Annotated in this window: 19 protein-coding genes and 4 pseudogenes; 17 read left to right on the top strand and 6 right to left on the bottom strand. The window is 66.2% G+C overall.

From position 1 onward, the window contains the following. Positions 1 to 37: 37 nt before the first annotated feature. A complete protein-coding gene (locus FB459_RS13750) occupies positions 38 to 1,888 on the bottom strand; it encodes a DUF2075 domain-containing protein (RefSeq protein ID WP_141928896.1) in 1,851 nt (616 codons plus the stop codon). A 354-nt stretch (positions 1,889 to 2,242) separates the two neighbouring features. Here FB459_RS13750 and FB459_RS13745 point away from each other — a divergent pair, with 354 nt between their 5' ends. The 3 genes and pseudogenes from FB459_RS13745 to FB459_RS13735 all read left to right on the top strand — a co-directional run bounded on the left by FB459_RS13745 (position 2,243) and on the right by FB459_RS13735 (position 5,413). Continuing rightward, entirely contained in the window at positions 2,243 to 3,601 is a 1,359-nt protein-coding gene (locus FB459_RS13745; protein ID WP_425472349.1) for an ISL3 family transposase, read from the top strand. A gap of 29 nt (positions 3,602 to 3,630) precedes the next feature. Then, positions 3,631 to 3,951 (top strand): annotated as a pseudogene (locus tag FB459_RS18275) (exonuclease domain-containing protein); the annotation flags it as partial. A 61-nt stretch (positions 3,952 to 4,012) separates the two neighbouring features. Further along, positions 4,013 to 5,413: a TerD family protein gene (locus FB459_RS13735; protein WP_246092455.1), complete on the top strand. Its 1,401-nt coding sequence runs from the start codon at positions 4,013 to 4,015 to the stop codon at positions 5,411 to 5,413. A gap of 10 nt (positions 5,414 to 5,423) precedes the next feature. On the opposite strand, the pseudogene FB459_RS13730 reads toward FB459_RS13735, so the two are convergent. From FB459_RS13730 to FB459_RS17585, 3 genes and pseudogenes are all read right to left on the bottom strand, one after another. Further along, a pseudogene (locus tag FB459_RS13730) lies at positions 5,424 to 5,712 on the bottom strand (DUF6994 family protein). Continuing rightward, positions 5,684 to 5,923 (bottom strand): DUF6994 family protein, encoded by a 240-nt coding sequence (locus tag FB459_RS18270; RefSeq protein WP_425472358.1) that lies wholly within the window; start codon positions 5,921 to 5,923, stop codon positions 5,684 to 5,686. The pseudogene FB459_RS13730 and the gene FB459_RS18270 overlap by 29 nt, the downstream one beginning before the upstream one ends. 47 nt (positions 5,924 to 5,970) lie before the next feature. After that, the gene (locus FB459_RS17585; RefSeq protein ID WP_211345198.1) at positions 5,971 to 6,312 is read right to left on the bottom strand and encodes a hypothetical protein; all 342 of its coding nucleotides are present in this window, start codon (positions 6,310 to 6,312) and stop codon (positions 5,971 to 5,973) included. Positions 6,313 to 6,522: 210 nt separating this feature from the next. On the opposite strand from FB459_RS17585, the pseudogene FB459_RS18070 reads away from it, so the two are divergent. Continuing rightward, positions 6,523 to 6,708 (top strand): annotated as a pseudogene (locus FB459_RS18070) (acyl-CoA dehydrogenase family protein); the annotation flags it as partial. A 96-nt stretch (positions 6,709 to 6,804) separates the two neighbouring features. Here the strand turns inward: FB459_RS18070 and FB459_RS13715 are convergent. After that, complete coding sequence (locus FB459_RS13715; RefSeq protein ID WP_211345197.1) at positions 6,805 to 7,602, bottom strand: Ltp family lipoprotein; 798 nt, start codon at positions 7,600 to 7,602, stop codon at positions 6,805 to 6,807. A 644-nt stretch (positions 7,603 to 8,246) separates the two neighbouring features. Between FB459_RS13715 and FB459_RS18265 the strand changes: the two are divergent. After that, a pseudogene (locus tag FB459_RS18265) lies at positions 8,247 to 8,315 on the top strand (hypothetical protein); the annotation flags it as partial. A gap of 17 nt (positions 8,316 to 8,332) precedes the next feature. On the opposite strand, the gene FB459_RS17900 reads toward FB459_RS18265, so the two are convergent. Continuing rightward, positions 8,333 to 8,752 (bottom strand): hypothetical protein, encoded by a 420-nt coding sequence (locus tag FB459_RS17900; RefSeq protein ID WP_246092454.1) that lies wholly within the window; start codon positions 8,750 to 8,752, stop codon positions 8,333 to 8,335. Between the two features lie 16 nt (positions 8,753 to 8,768). On the opposite strand from FB459_RS17900, the gene FB459_RS17895 reads away from it, so the two are divergent. From FB459_RS17895 to FB459_RS13660, 12 genes are all read left to right on the top strand, one after another. Beyond that, positions 8,769 to 8,999 (top strand): hypothetical protein, encoded by a 231-nt coding sequence (locus FB459_RS17895; RefSeq protein WP_246092453.1) that lies wholly within the window; start codon positions 8,769 to 8,771, stop codon positions 8,997 to 8,999. Between the two features lie 107 nt (positions 9,000 to 9,106). Beyond that, positions 9,107 to 9,280, top strand: a complete 174-nt coding sequence (locus tag FB459_RS17410) for a hypothetical protein (protein ID WP_170221927.1) — start codon at positions 9,107 to 9,109, stop codon at positions 9,278 to 9,280. Between the two features lie 184 nt (positions 9,281 to 9,464). Continuing rightward, complete coding sequence (locus FB459_RS13705; protein WP_141928891.1) at positions 9,465 to 9,677, top strand: hypothetical protein; 213 nt, start codon at positions 9,465 to 9,467, stop codon at positions 9,675 to 9,677. A gap of 241 nt (positions 9,678 to 9,918) precedes the next feature. Continuing rightward, positions 9,919 to 10,446 (top strand): hypothetical protein, encoded by a 528-nt coding sequence (locus FB459_RS13700; protein WP_141928890.1) that lies wholly within the window; start codon positions 9,919 to 9,921, stop codon positions 10,444 to 10,446. A 702-nt stretch (positions 10,447 to 11,148) separates the two neighbouring features. Further along, complete coding sequence (locus FB459_RS13695; protein WP_141928889.1) at positions 11,149 to 12,591, top strand: gamma-aminobutyraldehyde dehydrogenase; 1,443 nt, start codon at positions 11,149 to 11,151, stop codon at positions 12,589 to 12,591. A 185-nt stretch (positions 12,592 to 12,776) separates the two neighbouring features. Continuing rightward, positions 12,777 to 14,228, top strand: coding sequence for an NAD-dependent succinate-semialdehyde dehydrogenase (locus tag FB459_RS13690; RefSeq protein ID WP_141928888.1), 1,452 nt, complete (start codon positions 12,777 to 12,779; stop codon positions 14,226 to 14,228). Between the two features lie 104 nt (positions 14,229 to 14,332). Further along, positions 14,333 to 14,947: a lysoplasmalogenase gene (locus FB459_RS13685; protein WP_211345196.1), complete on the top strand. Its 615-nt coding sequence runs from the start codon at positions 14,333 to 14,335 to the stop codon at positions 14,945 to 14,947. 42 nt (positions 14,948 to 14,989) lie between these two features. After that, entirely contained in the window at positions 14,990 to 15,286 is a 297-nt protein-coding gene (locus FB459_RS13680) for a hypothetical protein (protein ID WP_141928887.1), read from the top strand. After that, positions 15,286 to 16,482, top strand: coding sequence for a WXG100 family type VII secretion target (locus FB459_RS13675; protein WP_141928886.1), 1,197 nt, complete (start codon positions 15,286 to 15,288; stop codon positions 16,480 to 16,482). The genes FB459_RS13680 and FB459_RS13675 overlap by 1 nt, the downstream gene beginning before the upstream one ends. Then, positions 16,479 to 17,192: a hypothetical protein gene (locus FB459_RS13670; RefSeq protein WP_141928885.1), complete on the top strand. Its 714-nt coding sequence runs from the start codon at positions 16,479 to 16,481 to the stop codon at positions 17,190 to 17,192. The genes FB459_RS13675 and FB459_RS13670 overlap by 4 nt, the downstream gene beginning before the upstream one ends. Then, complete coding sequence (gene dxr, locus FB459_RS13665) at positions 17,189 to 18,379, top strand: 1-deoxy-D-xylulose-5-phosphate reductoisomerase (RefSeq protein WP_141928884.1); 1,191 nt, start codon at positions 17,189 to 17,191, stop codon at positions 18,377 to 18,379. The genes FB459_RS13670 and dxr overlap by 4 nt, the downstream gene beginning before the upstream one ends. Positions 18,380 to 18,538: 159 nt before the next feature. After that, on the top strand, positions 18,539 to 19,876 hold the full coding sequence (locus tag FB459_RS13660; protein ID WP_141929546.1) for a M50 family metallopeptidase: 1,338 nt from the start codon (positions 18,539 to 18,541) through the stop codon (positions 19,874 to 19,876). Positions 19,877 to 19,943: the final 67 nt, after the last annotated feature.

The raw sequence follows: 19,943 nt of genomic DNA, 5'->3' as shown, positions 1-19,943 counted from the left end.
GAAAGCCTGTCGATCCGCGGTGTGGTGAATTTAGTTGTCAGACAAGAGATCTCATATAGAGCATCGTTTCGGCGTCGGTCGAGTAGATGCCCACCCCGCGCAAGCCGCGGGTGAGCAGCACTTTGTAGACGTGCCGCACGAGCCGGTCGAACTGCTGGTCGGGAACGCGGGTGCGGTTCTTGAAGTCCGGGTCACGGTTCGCCGACCGCACGGTCAGCCACCTGTCGTTGCGGCGCACCAGGTCGGGGCCGATGATTACGCCGGCATAGTCGTACTCAAAACCCTGCGCGGTGTAGATGCAGCCGACCTGGCCGAAGCCGGCCGGGTCGGTGGCCCACAGGGCGGCGGCGGGCGCGCCACCGACCGAGCGGTCGCCCTTCAGATTCCACGGACGTGCCCAATCACCGATCCGGACGTCGGGCACGAGGGTCTGGTCGGGCCGCGGATCGCTCCACGGCCAGCAGTAGCCGGCGGCGATCCGGGCGGAGTAGCCGGCGTCCTGCTTGCTCCGCAGCCACGCGTCGAGTTCCTCGGGCGACCCCATCGCGTGAACCTCGAACCGGTCGGTGCCCGGCCACGCCTGGTCACCCTGCTCGAGCTCGAGCAGGCGCTTCACCCAGGTGATGTACTCCTTCGACCCACCCGACCGGAACTGTCCGTCGAGATCGACCCGCAGCACGTCGATCCCGCGTGCGCGTGCCGCGTCCTCGATGTCCTCGACGGTTCCGAGCTCACCAGGACGCACCACTTGGTACTGGTCGAGGAGAAACACCGGAACCCGTGCGGCACTGAGCAGTTCGTCGACCTGAGGCCGCCCGGTCCGGAACTGCGCCTTCGTGAATCTGTTGGCGGACGTCTGCCGGATGCGGTGAGCCTCGTCGAGGATCAGGCAGTCGAGGTCGTTGGGTTCGGCAGCCATGAACGAGTTGAAGTACTGGAACGCCTTCTGCACGCGTGGTGCGCGCCGGCCGGCGACCTTGCGCAGCGTCTGGGTGAACGACCGCGAACCGGTGGCGTGCACCACCGTCCGGCCTTGTCGGGCGAGTTCGCCCATGAGCGAGAGGGCAATGACGCTCTTGCCGCTGCCGGGACCGCCCGAGACGATCACTGCGGTCTTGGTGTTGCGGCGGCGAGCGTCGTTCACGCAGTGGAGCACGTAGTTGTAGGCGTCGAGCTGCTCGTCCAGCAGCACGAACTGCTCGCGGTGCTGCACCTCGTCGGCAGCAAGCGCCATGAGCTGCTTCGACGGCGCGATGCCGCTGCCGCTCAGCCGGTCTGCAGCCTCGGCGCCGCTGGTCGGAGCAAAGGTCGAACGCAGCAACTCCTGGAACTCGCCGCGTCGCTGGCCGGTGATGAGGCGTCCGAAACCATCGGACGGCTTCGCGAGGAGATCATGCACGTCGGAGTCGGTCGCGTTGTGCAAGTATGCGATTCCGCGGACGCTCTGTTCCTTGCCGCGCAGTGTCATCACGAAGTCGGTCAGGTATTCACAGTAGCCGCGCACCTGATCGATCGGGTGGCTCACCGGTCGGGCGTAGCCGGGAACGCTCACGAGGTCATCGCTGTCCTCGAACATCGTGGCGTCGGTCCACTGCTTCAGTTCGACCACCAGGTAGGTCGGTTCGCCGTTCGAGTCCACCCCGGCGAGCACCACATCGGCGCGCTTGCTCGTCAGTGGCAGTTGGTACTCGATGAGCATCTCGACATCAGACCGACCTGCGCTCACGAGATCGGCCGCGAGCGCGGGGAGGCTCCGGCTCCACGACCTGCGCTCAGCGGGCGACGGCCACTGACCCGTTCGCGTCGCCAACTGCTCGGCCAGGCGCTCCTCCAGGTATTGCTCAGCGACGGAGAAGCTGCCAGCAGACTGGCGTAGCAGCGACGACATCTTTGGCTCCCGGGCAGCACGACAAAGGCGTGCGGGGGAGCGTGTCCATCAAGGAAGCTCGTCGATCCGCGTTGACGTGGGCACTCTATGACAAACGACTTCCTCGGAGATGACCTCGCCTCGGGTAAGGGTCAGTGGTGCCCGATAGCGTCTGCTTTGAACGACCGGGGACAAGGGGCACCATGGTTCGCAACTCGACAACGCACGCACAGCGCACCGACCTGACGACGGGGGCTCTTCCGAGTTGCGGTGGGGGTGAGAGGCGCGCCGGTATGAGCTTGGCTGCGGGGTGAGGGACGTCGAGGCCTTCAGGATCAGTGGCGACCAAGCACACCGTTCCGAAGGACCTCGACGTTGTCCGAGCCTACGGCGCACATCGCTGCGCGCTGCCATCGCGACACCCGCTACTGCTCGCGCTGCGATCTTTTGGTCGGGCTCGGTGAATTGCGCGTGACCGCCGTCGAGTACGACCACGACGTCGGGCTGCTGGTCGTTGGTGTGGAGTCGCCCCGGACGCCGATGGGCTGCCCGAGCTGCGGCGTGATTGCGCACAGCCACGGCCGCAGTGACGTCACGCTGGTCGACGCGCCGTGCTTCGACCGCCCGGTCCAAGTGGTGTGGCGCAAGCGGATCTGGCGTTGCCAGGAGGCAGCCTGCCCGAGGAAGGCGTTCACCGAGCAAGACGAGGACATCGCTCGACCGCGGGCGCTGCTGACTACGCGGGCCTGCTGGTGGGCGATCAATCAGATCCGCCGTGAGCACGGCTCGATCAGCGGGATCGCCCGACAGTTGGGGACGACGTGGAACACGGTGTGGTCCTCGATCCGGCCACTTCTGCAGGAGATGGCCGACGACGAGGATCGGTTCGCCGGCGTGACGCGACTCGGCGTGGACGAGCACGTGTGGCATCACGTGTCCGAGTTCCCGATCGCCGAGGGTGGCCGCGGTCCGAAGCAGCTGACCGGGATGGTCGACCTGACACCCGACGTTGACGGCAAGCCGCGGGCGCGGTTGCTGGACCTGGTGCCGGGCCGGTCCGGGAAGGTGTACAGCGACTGGCTTGCCGAACGTGGCCAGGAGTTCCGTGACGGTGTCGTGGTCGCCACACTGGACCCGTTCCACGGCTACAAGAACGCCATCGATGACCAGCTCGAGGACGCGGTCGCGGTCCTGGACGCGTTCCATGTCGTCAAGCTCGGTACCCAGGCCGTGGATGAGGTCCGCCGTCGGGTGCAGCAGGAGATCCATGGTCACCGTGGCCGCAAGAACGACCCGCTCTATGGCATCCGCACGATCCTGCGCTGCGGGCAGGAGAAGCTCACCGACCGGCAACGGGCACGGCTCGACCGTGCGATCGCTGCCGACGAACGTCACGACGAAGTGCTCGTCGCGTGGCTGTGCACCCAACAGCTCCGGTCGGCCTACCAGGCCAAGAGCACGGTCGAGGGCCGGCGGATCGCGGAGAAAATCCTGGCCTCGCTGCCGACCTGTCCGATCCCGGAGATCCGACGGCTCGGTAAGACCCTGAAGCAGTGGCGGGCAGCGTTCCTGGCCTACTTCGACACCAGCCGCGCCAACAACGGCGGCACGGAGGCGATCAACGGCCTGATCGAGCTCCACCGACGCGTCGCCCGAGGCTTCCGCAACCGCGAGCACTACCGGCTACGCATGCTGCTCATCGGCGGCGGGCTCACTCACCCCCACCTCAGGTAGGAAGGAGCCACGACGGGCCGGACGTCGTGATGCTGCCGATTGGCGTCGCAAACACCTACGACCGCCCGTACGCACTTGTCGACGTCGAGACAACCGGCCTGACAGCGAGTCGCGACCGCGTGGTCCAGATCGCAATCGCCCAGATGGAGCCGAACGGTGTCGTGACCGATCAATGGTCAACGCTGATCGATCCCGAGCGTGACCCCGGCCCTGTCGAGATTCATCGCATCACCCGGGCAAGGTTGCGCGGTGCACCCCGGTACGCCGAGGTCGCTCCGCGGATCCACGAGATGCTTAGCCGGCGCGTGGTCGTGGCGCACAACGCTCGGTTCGACTGGGACTTCCTTGCCCACGAAGCGCGCCCGAGCCGGGCACCTCTTTCCCGCCGACTTCAGACTGTGTACCTGCCAGTTGTCGCAGCGGTTCGACCTGCCCCTGGCCGATTTCAGGCTGGCGAGCCTGTGCGACTACCGGGGCATCAAGCAACACCGTGCCCACGATGCCGAGGACGACGTACGTGCGCTCGTCGAGCTCACCCGTCATTCGCTCGCGTTGGCACACCGGTTGGGACTGCCGTTGCCCTACGCGCGACCACGCCTCCTCGGTGGTTACCCGCCGGTTGCGCCGCGCACGCCCTGCATGTGGCGGTATCCCGGCCGGCACGTGCCTGGCCAACCGCTGCGCCAAGGCATGACGGTGGTGTTCACCGGTCAAACGCACCGTGACCGGGCGGTGCTGATCGAGACGGCAACCCGGTGCGGTCTCGACGTGATGAACTCGGTGAGTTCACGCACCAGCGTCCTCGTGTCGAACGGCGAACTCGGCACGCGCAAGGCGGATCTCGCGCTCAAGCACGGCACCAGCCTGATGACCGAGGAGCAGTTCATGGGGCTGCTCGACTCGGTCGAACCAGGTGACCCGAGAACGATGGCGCAGGTTGTCGTGCAGACGATGCCTGACGCGGTGCCCGTGCTCAGCCCACCGAGACCGCGTGCCAAAGTGGCTGCCCCCGGGCGGTTCTCGCGCAGGCGCGTGATCATCCTCGGCGGCTCGCACGATGAGGCGGCCGACGTGCGAACCCGTGTGCAGGAGGTTGGTGGCACCTGCGCGGTGAACCTCACCATGACCGTGACGGACTTTGTCGCGCTGGCGGACGCCGAGAAAGACGCGCGCATCTCGAAGGTCAAGGAACGTGCTCTGACCGAGCTCGACCCAGTGACACTCGAGCCTGTCGGTGCCTCGCAGCTCAGCGCGAATGACGAGGCGCAGCAACTCGATTCGGTGGACGTGGTGTCGCTCCCGCGAGGTGGCGTCACCGATATCGCGCACCTCGACTTCACCGTTACTGCCACCTGGGTCGCTGCCGAGGCGGTCGACGAAGTCGACGTCGTCGCATTCGTCACGGATCCGACGGGCAGCGTCGCGCGCGACGAGGACTTCTGTTTCTACAACCAACCGACCCATCCGACCGGCCTCGTCGACCTCGACCTCGCAACGCCCGACCAGGCGTCCGTCGACGTTCAGGCAGGGGCACTTCCGATCGATTCACGAATCACCCTTGCCGCCGCGATCGATGGTGATGGCACGTTCGGAGTCCTCGGCGCTATTGAGCTGAGCGTGCGATCGAGCGACGGCTCGTTGCTGGCGCGCGCGACGCTCGATGCGGCCGCCGACGAAACGAGCATGCTTCTCGCTGAGGTGTATTGGCGTAACGGGGCGCTTCGGTTCCGAGCGATCGGTCAGGGCTACCAACGGCGCCTGGCTGGGCTTGCCGTCGGCTACGGGGTCGACATCGAAGAGGACGTGGAGTAGCCGCGGAGGGTTAGGCGAGGCGCTGCTGCGTCGCCCACACTGCGATCCGGTTGCCACGTGCCGCAACGAAAGTCATGCACGCCTGGAGATAGTCCCGATAGTTGGACACAGACGTCGGCAGTGGGCTGGTGGTGAAGTCGGCAAAAGGCGTGTAGATGACAGATCCGTCCGGATTCACGGCGTCCTGCAAGAGGAAGAAGTCGACGTAGCCGGCGAAATCGCCGAAGGGCAAAGAAGTCGGCGTATCTGGCGAGGGGTTCAGTGAGCGGGCTATCGACGCCCGCGTAGTGCCGGCGGATGCACTCGAGCGTCAGGCCCGCTGCGGTCCTTGATGCGCGGGTGGAAGCCCTTCGCGCCGTTAATCGTCACCTTGCCGCCGATCCGGTTGGCAGGAAACACGAGGTGCCCGCCGATGGTTCGGTAACTCCGAGCAAATCGGTTGAGGAGCGAAGGGCGAATCTCGTTTGCCAGGGCAGCCTCCCCCCACCCCGGCGCGATGATGGCCTTCACCGCGCGCTGACTGTCGCACGCTACTGCACCTAGCGGCGTGCTGCGCCTCAGCCCAACTGCTCCTCCCAGAACTCCAGCGCCGCCTCCTCCAACCGCACCCCCATCGCCAGCGGAACCATCCGCCCGGCCCGGTCGGCGTCGGCGGCGAACCGGTCACTCGTGCGCTGGAACTCCGCCAATCGCTCGCGGTGCAACGTCACATGCTCCTCAGCCAGGACGCGGAGGTCTTCCTCGTCGGCGAGCTCGCCGCAGAAGAGTTTGAGCTCGGCGACGTTGCGCACCTGGAACGGTTCACCGACGGCCTCCTTCAGCCACGCCCGCAGCGCCATGCGGCCGGCGGGCGTGAGCGAATAGATCTGTCGCCGGCGGGAGTCGGTCTCCTGCTCCATCCGGAGCAGCTCGGCTTAGATGAGTCGTTTGGGTTCGGCATACAGCTGCGCATGCGGGAGCGGCCAGAAGTAGCCGACCGAGTGGCCGACCGCCGCTTGAGGTCGTACGACGTCGAGGGCCGCGCAGTGCGATGAGCCCCAGCACGACGTACGACTTGGTCGACAGCCGGACACCGGCGTGCTGTACCTCTAAGCGTCCCGACAGACCGCCTGGTCGGCGGGCGTCGATCGCGAAGGACGTCGCGACCGAGGCATTGTCATCGAATCGCGGATGACGCGCTGCAGGTGCACGGCGGTGCCGGCTACCTGCGCGAGTCGGAGATCGAACGGCGCTATCGGGACGCTCGGGTGCTGCGCATCTACGAGGGCACCTCTCAGATCCAGTTGATGACGATCGCCAAGGAGTTGCAGCGTAGGTATGGCGCGGGAGGCCCCGCGCACCATCCGGTGCGCGGGACCTCACGTGAAGTTACGCCTCGAGGCAGGCGTAGGTCAGCAGACTCCGCTTTGTTTCGCGCCGTATGTGGCCTGCGCACGGGTGTACTTATCGCCGTACTGCGAGGCCAGTTGGTCGATCAGCCCCTGGCAGGAGAAGCCGGTCATTTGCAGGTAATTCTTGGCGGCCTTCGCTGCCTGTGCATTCCAATCGACGGAGAGGCTGTCGACGGCGATCGTGGCGTCCTTCACCGGGTACTTGTCGCCGTACTGCGACGACAACTGATCGATGAGGCCCTGACGCGAGAACGCGCTGAACGAGAGGTAGTTCTGCGCCGACGTCACAGCGTTCTCCTGGGAGGGAGTGAGGTTCGGGTTCTTGGCCGGAGCCTCCGCGCTGGTGCTCGACGCTTCGGTGTCGCCACCTGACGCGGCGGCTTCCTCGGTCGGGCTCGGCGCCTCGGTGGAGGTCGACGACTCGCTTGCGCTGCTCGTTTCCGTCGAAGGCGACGCTTCAGGGCTGGAGCTGGTCTCGCTCGTGCTGCTCGTCGAGGTGCCGGACGTGGTTGTCGACGTGTCGGACGCGGTCGTCGACGCATCCGTGGAGTTGCCACCGCCGTTGGCCGCCGTGCCGATGATGAGCACTGCGACGACACCGAGCAGCCAGTAGCGCTTCTTCTTGAACCATGGCCGCGACGCCTTGGCCTGCGCCTTCGGGTCGAAGCCTGCGGGCGGCTGGGCCACGTGCGGCGGCAAGTTGTCGGGTTGCCGCCGGTCGGGCGTGCCGCAGTTCGGTGCACTGCCGTACTGCTGTGGGTTCTCCTGCCCGCCGGAAGGCGGTCCGAAATTGGTCAACTCGTCCCCTTGAGAAGTAGTGATGATGGGTGCTCATTGCGGGCGGTTGAGGCATCAACTAGTGAGCAGTCGCACGCTACAACTCATGACACACATCGCGCTGCGAGTTGGGGTGAGTCGTTACCGCCGGTTGCGAACCCGGCCGATAAGCGAGGAATCCGGTGGTGGCGGCGGTGGCTGCGGCTGTTGACACGAACAGGAGCCAGTCGATCGAAGTAGCCGGGCAGACCGCGTGGTGTGCGGCCGACGCCTGTGACGAGCGGGGCCCGGCGTGTCCGGGCTCGATCGCGAAACATGGCCAGTGAGACCCGCCACCGGGTGGTCGACGCCGCAGCCCTATGCGCTGGTCGCCACCCGTCAGCACGTCGATGCCTCATCGGCAGTCATCGCGGGTGTTGTGGCGATCTGCGTTGCGATCGACCCATCTGCGATACCGAGGAAATGGCCCGTGGTGGCGGCTCGTCATCGCAGCCCTGCCTCTTGCGCAAGCACGGTCGCGAGGCACGGCTCTGACGTGATGGCGTCGCTCCGCCGGGCTTTGCGGAAAGCTGAGACAAGCCTGGCCATGCCTGCTTAGACTCTGCCGACTTCGCAATGAACTCGGTGGCCGACACGGCCGCCGATCGTATGTTTAGGGGCACTTCATGGGGAATCCGGGACAACCAGGCTGGTATGACGATCCGCAGGGCGGGGGTCAACTGAGGTACTGGGATGGGCAGCAATGGACCGCTCACACCAGCCCAGTCGGCGCCGAACCGCAGGGAGTGAGCCAGACGCAGCCCATTCCGACTCGACCCGCGCCCGCGTGGCTTTCGGATCCCGGCCCTGCACCGAGGAAACGGCCGTGGTGGAAACACCCGATGGCGATCGTGGCCGGTGCGGTCGTGGGTTTGTTCGTTCTCATCGGCGTCATCGGGTCGATCGTTGCGCCGGCGAAGGACACGTCGGAGGCCGCGGTGTCCTCGACTACGACTGCGACTACGACGCCGCCTGCTTCGACCGCCGCGCCTTCAACCTCGTCCTCGTCGGAACCGGTCTCCGCGTCTGCCTCGACAAGCACCAGCGAATCTGCGACGCCAACCAGCCAAACTACGTCGACGACGAGTTCGGCACCGGCGGCTTCGACCGAATCCGCGACGTCCGGCGTCACGGCGGCACCGTTCATCATGCCCAATGAGGTCGGGCAGATCCTCCAGATCGCCCAGGACGACCTCCAGCGTGTGTCAGGTGACCCGCTCTACCTCTCATTCTCGACGGATGCGCTCGGAGCGAATCGCAGGCAGGTTCTCGACAGCAATTGGAAGGTTTGCTCGCAGACCCCGAGTGCCGGAACCACCGTGACCGCCACCACGATCGTTTCGTTCGACGTCGTGAAACTCACCGAGCAGTGCCCGTGAGGTCGACTTCGGCTCGGCGTGCGGTGCAGGGTGTAATCGCCTGTCTACTGATCGCGACCTCACATGCGGCATGCGGTGAAAAAGCTGCTGGTCCTGACGTCCGGGGGATGGTGCTGACCGATGCCCGTTCGGCGCTCAAGTCTGCGGGTGTCGAGGCTTCCGTTCACGCGAAGGATGCGATGTTCGGCGTGCTCGTCGAATCAAACTTCGTCGTGTGTGAGCAGGAACCGATCAACGAGCGCATGGTGCGGCTGGAGGTCGCCAAGCACGGTTGCCGCTGACGCGGTGACCGGCAGGTGCGCGCGGCGCAACGTCCTGTTAGACAGCACTCATGCCGGTGGGAGGGCCGCGGAGACGGCTCGACTCAGCTGGCTGACGTTCAACTCCGCGCTCGGGTCATCGCGAAGAAGGTCGTCGCGGAGGAGGTTGGTCAGTCGCTTCGGCCAGACCACACCTACACCCAGCGTGACGAACGCTCCGCCGGACCAACGGCCAATCGGCGTCGACAAAGCAGATCGAGCCGATGACGCGCATTACAACAGCGACCAGGACATGGATCGGACGCTCGCCTTCTGGAGCGAGGCCGGGGTCGTCACGGTCAAGAGCAACCGGGTGGAAGTGACGGCGCTCGGTGTCGACTTCGCACGTGAGCTTGTGGTGTTGGTCGGCCACGACTGACGCGCCGAGAGCACATTTTGTCGCGAGTCCGCTCCTCGTACGTGGTGCACTCCTGGACAAGTAGTGCCCTCTGTGGTTGGTCGGCCGGGCGAGTCCGCCGGCCGAGTTTCCGAGCCCAGAGAAGTCATGCCAATTGGGGTCTAGACCGCGCGTTGTATCAGGCCATAGATTCTCCTCAGCCGGACCAGGGGGTCCGGCCTCCGGAGAACCCTCGGGGGGTTCCTTCATGTTCAGGAGAATCATGGCTCTCTGTCGTACTGCTGCCCTCTCGGCCTGTGGCCTCGTTCTGGCCTCGGCCTCCACTCTGGCGGTCGCGCCCACGGCCTCGGCAGCCTGCGTCGATTACGGCACCTACTACTCCGTCAGTGCCACGTCGAGCTATATCCCTTTCAAGGGGATCCCGACCTTCAAGGACGGTCGAGGCGGTGAGATCGAGGTGAGCCGCTCCTACTCGGGCTCGGCCAGCTACCAGGTCACCGCCGGTGCCGAGAGTGAGGTCGGCGCCGTGCTCGCAAAGGCTAAGGTTTCGGTCTCGGCCAGTCTGACGAAGACGAACACCACGAGCACGACGCACACGTACCGTCACACGATCACGTCGACCAAGTACGGCCACGCTCAATATGTTGCGTGGAGCAAGAAGGTCACGTGGAAGAAGTACCAGATCTACACCGCTTCGGGCGGTGGATGCGCCGTCCGCAACCTGGCGTCCGGCACGATCAACTTCCCGACCTCGAGCGAGGGCTGGCGCTACTGGGAGACCACGAGCTGACCACCCGGAAATGGCTCCCGACCCGCGAGGGTCGGGAGCCATTCTTGTTTCCCGGCGATGTGCCCGACAATTACCCGGACGGCGACTGCCAACCGTCCGCGCGGAGCCGCTCGATCCCGACGATGAGCACATCGACCGCGAACTCCATCTCGAAGTCCTCGTCGCAACCGTCCGCTCCGGGTCGACGCGCCTGGGCGTCCGCCGAGATCGCGAGGATCGAGGGGTAGTCGGCCGGGTCGGGGGTGCGGCCGCGTCCGCGGGGAGCGCCGGCGTCCGAGGGGCTGCGTCCGTCGTGGTCGGTGAACAGCTCGGGGCCGCAGGTCTGGCAAGGATGGACCCATGACCGTGATCCGTCTCGCCGAACCGGGTCAAGTCCCTGGTAGCGGTGTAGCGGTGCGTGGTTCCTTCTCGATGGGCGGGCGGTCAGTGCGGGCAGGTCGTTGGCTCAGATCTGCGTCAGCGCCTCAGCGAAGACCCGACGATCGCGTCGGCGTGCTCGGTGGTGATGCAGCCTCGGACGCAGTTGATCTCGGGAGCCATGAACTCGCTCTGTCATCGACCAGGCGAAGTAGTCGTTCTCGACAGTCGTGACCGACGAGCCGGCGGGCGGATTCGGGCTGACTGTTGCAACCTGGGTCACACTGCGCGTGCAAGGGACATAGGCTCGGAGATGTTCGAATCCGAAGAACAGGGAGGGCCCTCGTGGTCAGGCAACTTAAGAACTTCATCGACGGAAAGTTCGTCGAGGCGCAGACCGACCAGACGCAGGACATCGTCAACCCGGTCGACGCCCAGCTGGTCGCCAAGGCGCCGATCTCGGGCGAAGCAGACGTCGACGCCGCGTACGAGTCGGCGAGCAAGGCGTTCGCGGGGGAGTGGGGCGAGACGACTCCGAGCGAACGGCAGCAGGCATTGCTCAAGTTCGCCGACGCCATCGAGAAGCGTGCGGACGAGTTCGTGAAGCTCGAAGCCGAGAACACCGGCAAGCCCTACGCGCTGACGACCTCCGAAGAGATCCCGCCGATGGTCGACCAGCTGCGCTTCTTCGCCGGCGCTGCACGGGTGCTCGAAGGTCGCGCGTCGGCTGAGTACATGAAGGGTCACACCAGCTGGATCCGCCGGGAACCGATCGGTGTCGTCGGCCAGGTGACGCCCTGGAACTACCCGATGATGATGGCGATGTGGAAGATCGCCCCGGCGCTCGCCGCAGGCAACACCGTCGTCCTCAAACCGAGTGACACCACACCCGAGACCACCCTCCTGCTGGCCGAGGTCGCGTCCGAGTTCCTGCCCGCCGGCACCTTCAACGTGGTCACCGGTGACCGGAACACCGGACGCCTGATCGTCGAACACGAGATCCCGCAGTTGGTCGCGATCACCGGATCGGTTCGTGCCGGTATGCAGGTCGCCGAGTCGGCGTCCAAGGACCTCAAGCGCGTTCACCTCGAACTCGGTGGAAAGGCGCCGGTCATCGTGTTCGACGACGCCGACATCGAGGCTGCGGTCGAAGGCATCGCGACCGCCGGTTACTTCAACGCCGGACAGGACTGCACCGCGGCAACCCGTGTGCTCGCGTCCCCGAAGATCCACAACGACTTCGTCGCGGCGCTCGCCGACTACGCCCGAAGCAACGCCAAGGTCGGTCTGCCCGACGACGAGGACGCTTTGTTCGGCCCGGTCAACAGTGCCGGCCACCTGGAGAAGATCACCGGCATGCTGTCCCGTCTGCCGGGCCACGCCAGCGTCGCCACCGGTGGTAGCCGTGTCTCTTCGCTCGGTGAGGGCTTCTTCCTCGAGCCGACGGTCGTATCCGGTCTGAGGCAGGACGACGAGGTCGTGCAGGACGAGATCTTCGGCCCGGTCATCACAGTCCAGCAGTTCGACGACGAGGCCGAGGCCATCGCCTGGGCGAACGGCGTGAAGTACGGGCTGGCGTCGTCGGTCTGGACCAAGGACTTCGGACGCGCGATGCGGGTCAGCAAGGCGCTCGACTTCGGCTGCGTGTGGATCAACACTCACATTCCGTTGGTCGCCGAGATGCCGCACGGTGGTTTCAAGCACTCCGGTTACGGCAAGGACCTGTCGATGTACGGGTTCGAGGACTACACCCGCGTCAAGCACGTGATGGCCAACCTCGATTCCTAGGCCAACCGAGCCCCATTACTTGCCACCGAACCCATTGCGCATGCGTAGTGGGTTCGGTGCATTTCAGTAGGTGCGGTGGATGTCGCGCGATGGCGATGCCGGACTGCGCTCGACAGCCCTCATCCGTCCGGTCGCGACAACACCCTGGATGTAAGCCGGCTCACTTCGGCGCAATACTGGATCCCATGAGCGAATCGGCAGTTTCCCAGGTCAGGAACCAACTCTTCATCGGTGGCGAGTGGCGCGACGCCGAAGGGGGACGAACGCTTGACGTGCACAACCCCGCCACCGAAGAAGTGCTTGCGAAGGTGGCGGACGCGTCCGTCGCCGATGGTGAGGCAGCGCTTGCGGCCGCCGCTGCGGCACAGTCCGATTGGGCCAAGACCGCGCCGCGTGATCGTAGTGAGATGCTGCGCAGGGCGTACGACCTGTTGGTCGAGCGCACCGACTACTTCGCCGAGCTGATGACGCTCGAAATGGGAAAGCCGCTCGCCGAGGCGAAGGGCGAGGTCGCGTACGGCTCGGAGTTCTTCCGCTGGTTCGCCGAAGAGGCCGTGCGGATCTCCGGGCGCTGGTCGACCGCGCCCAACGGCGCGACCCGCCTGGTGACGATGAAGCAGCCGGTCGGACCCTCGCTGATGATCACGCCGTGGAACTTCCCGCTCGCGATGGGCACCCGAAAGATCGGTCCGGCCCTCGCGGCGGGCTGCACGATGGTGATCAAACCCGCGTCCGAGACACCGCTGACGATGCTCGCGCTCGCGCAATTGATGCAGGAGGTCGGTGTGCCCGCCGGCGTCATCAATGTCATCACCACGTCCGACTCCAGTGGTGTGATGGAACCCCTGATCCGCGATTCGCGCGCCCGCAAGCTCACCTTTACCGGTTCCACGAACGTGGGACGCAAGCTGGTCGAACAGTCCGCCGAGCAGCTGCTGCGCGTCTCGATGGAGCTCGGTGGCAACGCCCCGTTCATCGTGTTCGAGGACGCCGACATCGACAAGGCCGTCGAGGGCGCGATGCTGGCCAAGATGCGCAACATCGGTGAGGCCTGCACCGCGGCCAACCGGTTCTTCGTGCACGAGTCGGTGGCGACGGAGTTCAGTGAGAAGTTCGCGGCCAAGATGGACGCGATGACCGTCGGCAACGGCATGGACGACGGCGTCACCGTGGGTCCGCTCATCACCGCGAAAGCCGTTGCGGGAGTTCAGGAACTGCTCGATGACGCCACGTCGCGCGGCGCCAAGGTGGTCACCGGTGGCAAGCCCGCCGAGGGCAAGGGCCACTTCTTCACGCCGACCGTGCTGACCGACGTGCCGGGTGACGCCCGGATGGCGGCCGAGGAGATCTTCGGTCCGGTCGCCGGTATCCAGACCTTCACCGACGAAGACGACGTCGTCCGCCGCGCCAACGAGACAGAGTTCGGACTCGTCGCCTACTTCTTCACCCAGGACTTCTCCCGAGCGATCCGCATGAGTGAGGCGCTCGAATACGGGATGGTCGGGGTCAACCAGGGCATCGTGTCCAACCCAGCCGCGCCCTTCGGCGGCGTCAAGGCGTCCGGTTTCGGTCGTGAGGGCGGCTTCGAAGGCATCGAGGAGTACCTGGAGACCAAGTACGTCGGCCTGGCTCTGTGAGCCTGCGCTCGATCGTACGTGGGATCGGGCGAGATTCTCGCTCGCGGGCCGCCGTCGCGGCCGCCGGCTTGGTGGCGGGCCTGCATTTGGTCTCGCAACTGGTCGTGCCCGACAGCTTGGTCAGCGACATCACCCAGGTGCTGCTGATGCCTGCGCTGGCCGCAGTGCTGCTCACCAGCACGACCGACCGGGGACCGTTGGTTCGTGGTGTGAGCGTCGCGCTCTTCTTCTCCTGGCTCGGTGACACGCTGCCGCGGTTCGTGGACGGTGACCCTGCCTTCCTCTGCCTCGTCGCAGCCTTTCTGGTGGCCCAGGGCGCCTACATCCGCGCGTTCTGGCCGCATCGGGATAACGCGCCGCCGTGGCGGCGGTGCTGGCCGCGTTTGCCGTACCTGGCTGCGTTCGCCGTGCTCGTCGTGTGGTGCGCCCCCGGCGCCGGCGTGATGCTTGCTCCGGTGATCGTCTACGGGCTAGCGCTCGCGGTGATGGGGATGCTCTCGACCGGACTCGGCGCTCTCGCGGGCGTCGGTGGTGCGATCTTCATGTTGTCCGATTCGCTCATTGCGCTGGACGCGTTCGCTGACTTCGACCTGCTCCACCGCAGCTTCTGGGTGATGCTCACCTACATCGCTGCGCAGGCGCTGATCGTCGCGGCCGTGATCGATCGTTCCGACCGTCCGAGTGCGCCCCTGGGGATAACCGAAACGCGTCAGGCGTAATCGTCCTAGCCTCCCTCTCGTCGACGGACGAAAGGGACGTTCATGAAGTTCTCGGTCGATCCGCTTGACCTGCAAGCGAGTTCACGTCAGTTGCGACACGCCACAAACCAGGTGCTGCAGGTGCCCGGCGGTGTGCGCAACGCGTTGATCGCGGTCGACGGTGCCTGTGGGGACGAGGGATGCTCCAGCCTCTCGTTCAACCTCGCCACGAAATGGGAGCTGGCACTGGGGATGCTCGTCGACGGTGGCGGCTGCCTCGCTGACAGCCTCGCGACGGCGGGTGGTGCGTACAGCCGCAACGAAGCACTCGTCCTCGCCGCGATGCGATCGGTGCAGTGATGCGGCGTCCGATCGAGGGTGATCCCGGCGTTCTGCGCAAGGCGGCAACCGCATTGACCGGGCGGGCGGACGAACTGAGCGTGCAACGAGGCAATCAGCGCAACGCGGTGCACGCCGGGCTGGCGAACTGGGACGGGAGTGGGTCCATGTCGTTCGCGGGTACGTTCGTGACCTACGGCAAGGACGTCGATCGAGCGGTTGCTGCGCTGCGTGTCGTCGCGGGTGTGGTGCGTACGTATGCCGACACCCTCGACCGCCATCAGGCCGAGGACAGGGAACTGCGTCGGAAGATCGTCGCCGCCGAGTTCGACGTGCGGGTGTTGCGGTCCGAGATCCGGGTTGCCACGGATCCGTTGAGCACGGCCCAAGCACAGAAGGAACTGACGAAGGCGCAGGGCGCCGTCGGTGATCTCACGCGACAGCACGACGATCTGTGGCTGAGGCATCGCCGTGCTGTGTCGACCTTCCGTACCGGGCTCGAACGCGCTGACCCGCCGGAAGCGTTGTGGCACTTGGGTGCTCGCCGCCTCGGTCTGGCGAAGGCATCCATCGCGGCACTCACAAAAGGCCGTGCCGCCGTCACCGTCATCCACCTCGAACGCAAGCCGACCCTCACGCCGAACCAGACCGCCGCGCACACGCAAGCCACCCAGAAACTGCAGAAGGGTTTCATCACCGGCAACCTCGACCGGGTGCCGGGTGGTGGACGAGTGGTGCGACTGCTCGGGCCGCTGGCTCCGGTCGTCGGGATCCTCGACGCAGCGCGACCGGGCATCAAGGACGTGAAGACCGGTGGTGGCTACACCGGGTGGCGCGACGCCGGTACCCGCCTGGCGGGATTGGCACAGATCGGCGGCGTCATCGCGATGCGTACCTCTGCTCGGCTGCCCGGTGCCATCGCGATCGGGACGTGGGTGGTGTGGAAGGGCGCGAATGCCAGTTACGACAACGAGGATTGGCTCACCGAGGAGCTTCCACCCATTCTGCTCAAGCACGTCGAGCAGGACGTTCCTGCCGCCATGCTGATCAAATACCTGGCGGCCAGGCCACCGCACCCCGATGCGGCAAGGCGTCGCCCACCCGCCCCGTTGCGTCCTGCGCCGCCGCCCATGGGTCCGCCCGCTCCGCCACCTGCCGGGTTCCGCGGTCTGAAGTGGTATCCGCCGCCCCCAGCCGAGGTAGGCGTGCCGCGATGACCGAGTCACCCCCGCTGCGGTTGACCGACGAGGAGCTCGTGCTGCTCGGCGGCGACCATCACGTCGTCGCACTTCCGTTCCTCGACGTACTGGAGCCCGACGCCCGGTCGGTCGCGATGACCGTCGCTCAGCGTGCCCTCTTCGCTCACGGGGCGATGGCCGAGGACGGGTCCATCGGCGTCCCGGAGCAGATCCTCGACCTGCTGCGCTGCAGACGAGAGGCGGACGTGTCGCTCGTCCTGATCGCAGCCGACCTGCGTCGTGACCTGTGGGCTGCTCGCTACCTGCATTGCTGCGACGGCTTCTTCGTGGTCGAGGATGTCAGCGCGGACGGCGTCCATGAGTTCGGGCTCGCCGCTCCCGCCGCGGTGGACGACGTTGTGCGGGACTGGATCATCCCGCTCGAACCGCTTGCCGGACAAGAGAATCCGATGCGCGTGGTCGACGCGGCCGAACCGTGGGGTGACTGCCAGTTCCGTCTCGACGCAACCCTTCACCTGCGGGGTGGGCCCCGCGGACGTCTCATCGGTGTGCTCGGCGGCACCCGTGGCAGTTGGCTCACCGATGTGGCACCGCAGCAGCCGGGGGAGGTGGAACTCGAACCCGTCGACCTCGACCGCATTGTGCACCGCATCGTGACGCTTCTGCCGACCGTCGGCGACGATGCTTCTGCGGGGCCGGCAGGTCCAGGCGGCACAATGACCGCGTGACTTCTCCTCGCACCGTGGCCTTGCTCGGTTCCACCGGTTCGATCGGTACCCAGGCGTGCCGGATCGTCCGCGACAACCCCGACCGGTTCCGCATCGTCGCGCTCAGTGCCGGCGGATCGGATCTCGACCTCATCGCGAAGCAGGCAGCGGAGTTCGAGGTGCCGCTGGTGGGTGTGGCTCGCCAGGGAACCGACCTGGACGAGCGCATCATCGCGGCCTGTCGAGCGATGGGTAAGCAGCCCGGGGCGACGCAGGTGCTGCAGGGCGACCAGGCGGCGTCCATCGTTGCCGGTTGCGGCGCCGACGTGGTCGTCAACGGCATCACCGGCTCGATCGGTCTCGTCCCGACCATCGCTGCGCTGCAAGCGAATTCGACCCTGGCGTTGGCCAACAAGGAATCGCTCATCGTCGGGGGCCCGGTGGTGAAGTCCCTGGCCAAGCCCGAGCAGATCGTCCCCGTCGACAGTGAACACTCGGCCATCGCGCAGTCGCTGCTGGCCGGACGGCGCGACGAGGCGCGCAAGCTCGTCGTCACCGCCAGTGGCGGGCCGTTCCGTGGCATGAGCCGCGAGCAACTGCAGGACGTCACGCCGGAGCAAGCCCTCAAGCACCCGAACTTCGCGATGGGCAAGGTCATCACCACCAACTCGGCGACGCTGGTCAACAAGGGGCTTGAGGTCATCGAGGCGCACCTGCTGTTCGACGTGCCGATCGACGACATCGACGTCGTGGTGCACCCGCAGCAGTACATCCACTCGATGGTGGAGTTCGTCGACGGTGCGGTCGTCGCACAGATCGGACTGCCGACCATGATGGTGCCCATCGCGCTCGGCATGGGATGGCCCGACCGTGTGGCCGACGTCGAGACCGCGATCGACTGGACGAAGGCCAGCACCTGGGAGTTCGCCCCGCTCGATGACGAGGCGTTCCCCGCGGTGCAACTGGCCCGCCAGGTCGGACGCGCGGGCTCGACCTACCCGGCCGTCTACAACGCAGCCAACGAGGAATGCGTCGAGGCCTTCCACGACCGACGGATCAGCTTCACCGACATCGTCGACACTGTCGCCCGCGTCGTCGGGGAGCACGACGCACAGACCGAGCGCGAACTCAGCGTCGAGCAGGTGTTGGACGCCGAGACCTGGGCCCGCGCCCGTGCGAACGAACTTCTCGACCGACGACCGGCATGAACTGTGCAAACCCGCGGTTCGGCGTAACCCAGCTGTGCAAATCGCGGCAGTGGCGCCGCGGTTTGCACAGGCAGGGACTCACAAACCGCGGTTTGCGCAGTTGAGGCTCCACGTTCGCGACGGCGGTGCACATGAACGCGTGAGAGACTTCCGCGCGTGATGTTCCTGCTCGGCGTTCTGTTCATGATCCTCGGTGTCGGGGCGTCGATCGCCTTGCACGAGATCGGCCACCTCACCCCGGCCAAGAAGTTCGGGGTGAAGGTCACCCAGTACATGGTCGGCTTCGGTCCGACCATCTGGTCCAAGCGCAAGGGTGAGACCGAGTACGGCGTCAAGGCCATCCCGCTCGGCGGTTACATCCGGATGATCGGCATGTTCCCGCCGCGGCCCGAGGACGAAGTGCTCCCCGACGGCACCATCCGCGTCCGCGCATCCTCCACCGGACGCTTCAGCCAGCTGGTCGACGAGGCGCGCAACGCCGCGCACGAGGAAGTCTCGCCCGCCGACCAGCACCGCGTCTTCTACGACCTGCCGACGCACAAGAAGCTGATCATCATGTTCGGCGGACCGTTCATGAACCTGGTCATCGCCGGCGTACTGCTCACGATCGTCGCGTGCGGCATCGGCCTGCCGACGGAGAAGGCCGCCAAGATCTACACCGTTCAGCAGTGCCAGGACGCCGCAGTGAAAACCTGCGCGCCGGCCGAGCGAGCACCCGCGTCCGTCGCGGGACTCAAGGATGACGACGAACTGGTCTCCATCGGCGGACGCCGGATCACCGGTGGCACCGAGGCCATCAACACCATCCGCGCGCACGCCGGGAAGCCGGTCGAGATCGTGGTGCTGCGCGACGGTCGGCAACAGGCGATCACCGTCACTCCCGTCGCCCGGACGATGGACAAGATCGACGCCGACGGCGCTCCCGTCCTGGATTGGAAGGGTCAGCGCGAGCGGGCCGAGGTCGGCGTGATCGGCGCCTCCATCGGCGCGGCGAAGATCGTCGACGAACGACGTCCGCTGACCGCCGCGCCCGGCATCGTGTGGGACACCCTGGCCAAGACCGCGTCCATCTTCGTCAAGATCCCGCAGAAGATGGTCGGCGTGTTCTACGCCGCGTTCGGCAGCGGTGAACGCGACGTCAACGGACCGGTCTCCGTCGTGGGCGTCGGCCGCATCGCCGGCGAGGTGGCCGACATCCAGCAGATCACGCTGATGGACAAGTTCGCGATGCTGTTGATGATGCTCGCCGCGCTGAACATGGCGCTGTTCGTGTTCAACCTGGTGCCCCTCCTGCCGCTGGACGGCGGCCACATCGCGACCGCGATCTGGGAGGCGATCAAGCGCCCGGTCCTGCGCGCCCGCGGAGTGAAGGGGCGCATCTACGCCGACGCCGCGAAGGGCATGCCGGTCGCGTACGGCGTCTCGCTGGTGCTGATCGTGATGTTCGTGCTGCTCGCGTACGCCGACATCGTCAACCCGGTGAAACTCGGCAACTGAGGTTTTCGGTAACTACCGGCGCCTGGCGCGACCGAGGTTTCGGTTGATGGCGGAAGGAGACGCCGCT

Source organism: Yimella lutea, assembly GCF_006715095.1.
GTDB lineage: Bacteria > Actinomycetota > Actinomycetes > Actinomycetales > Dermatophilaceae > Yimella > Yimella lutea.
Note: the sequence above shows the minus strand (reverse complement) of the source record. Positions and strands in the feature narration are given on the sequence as shown.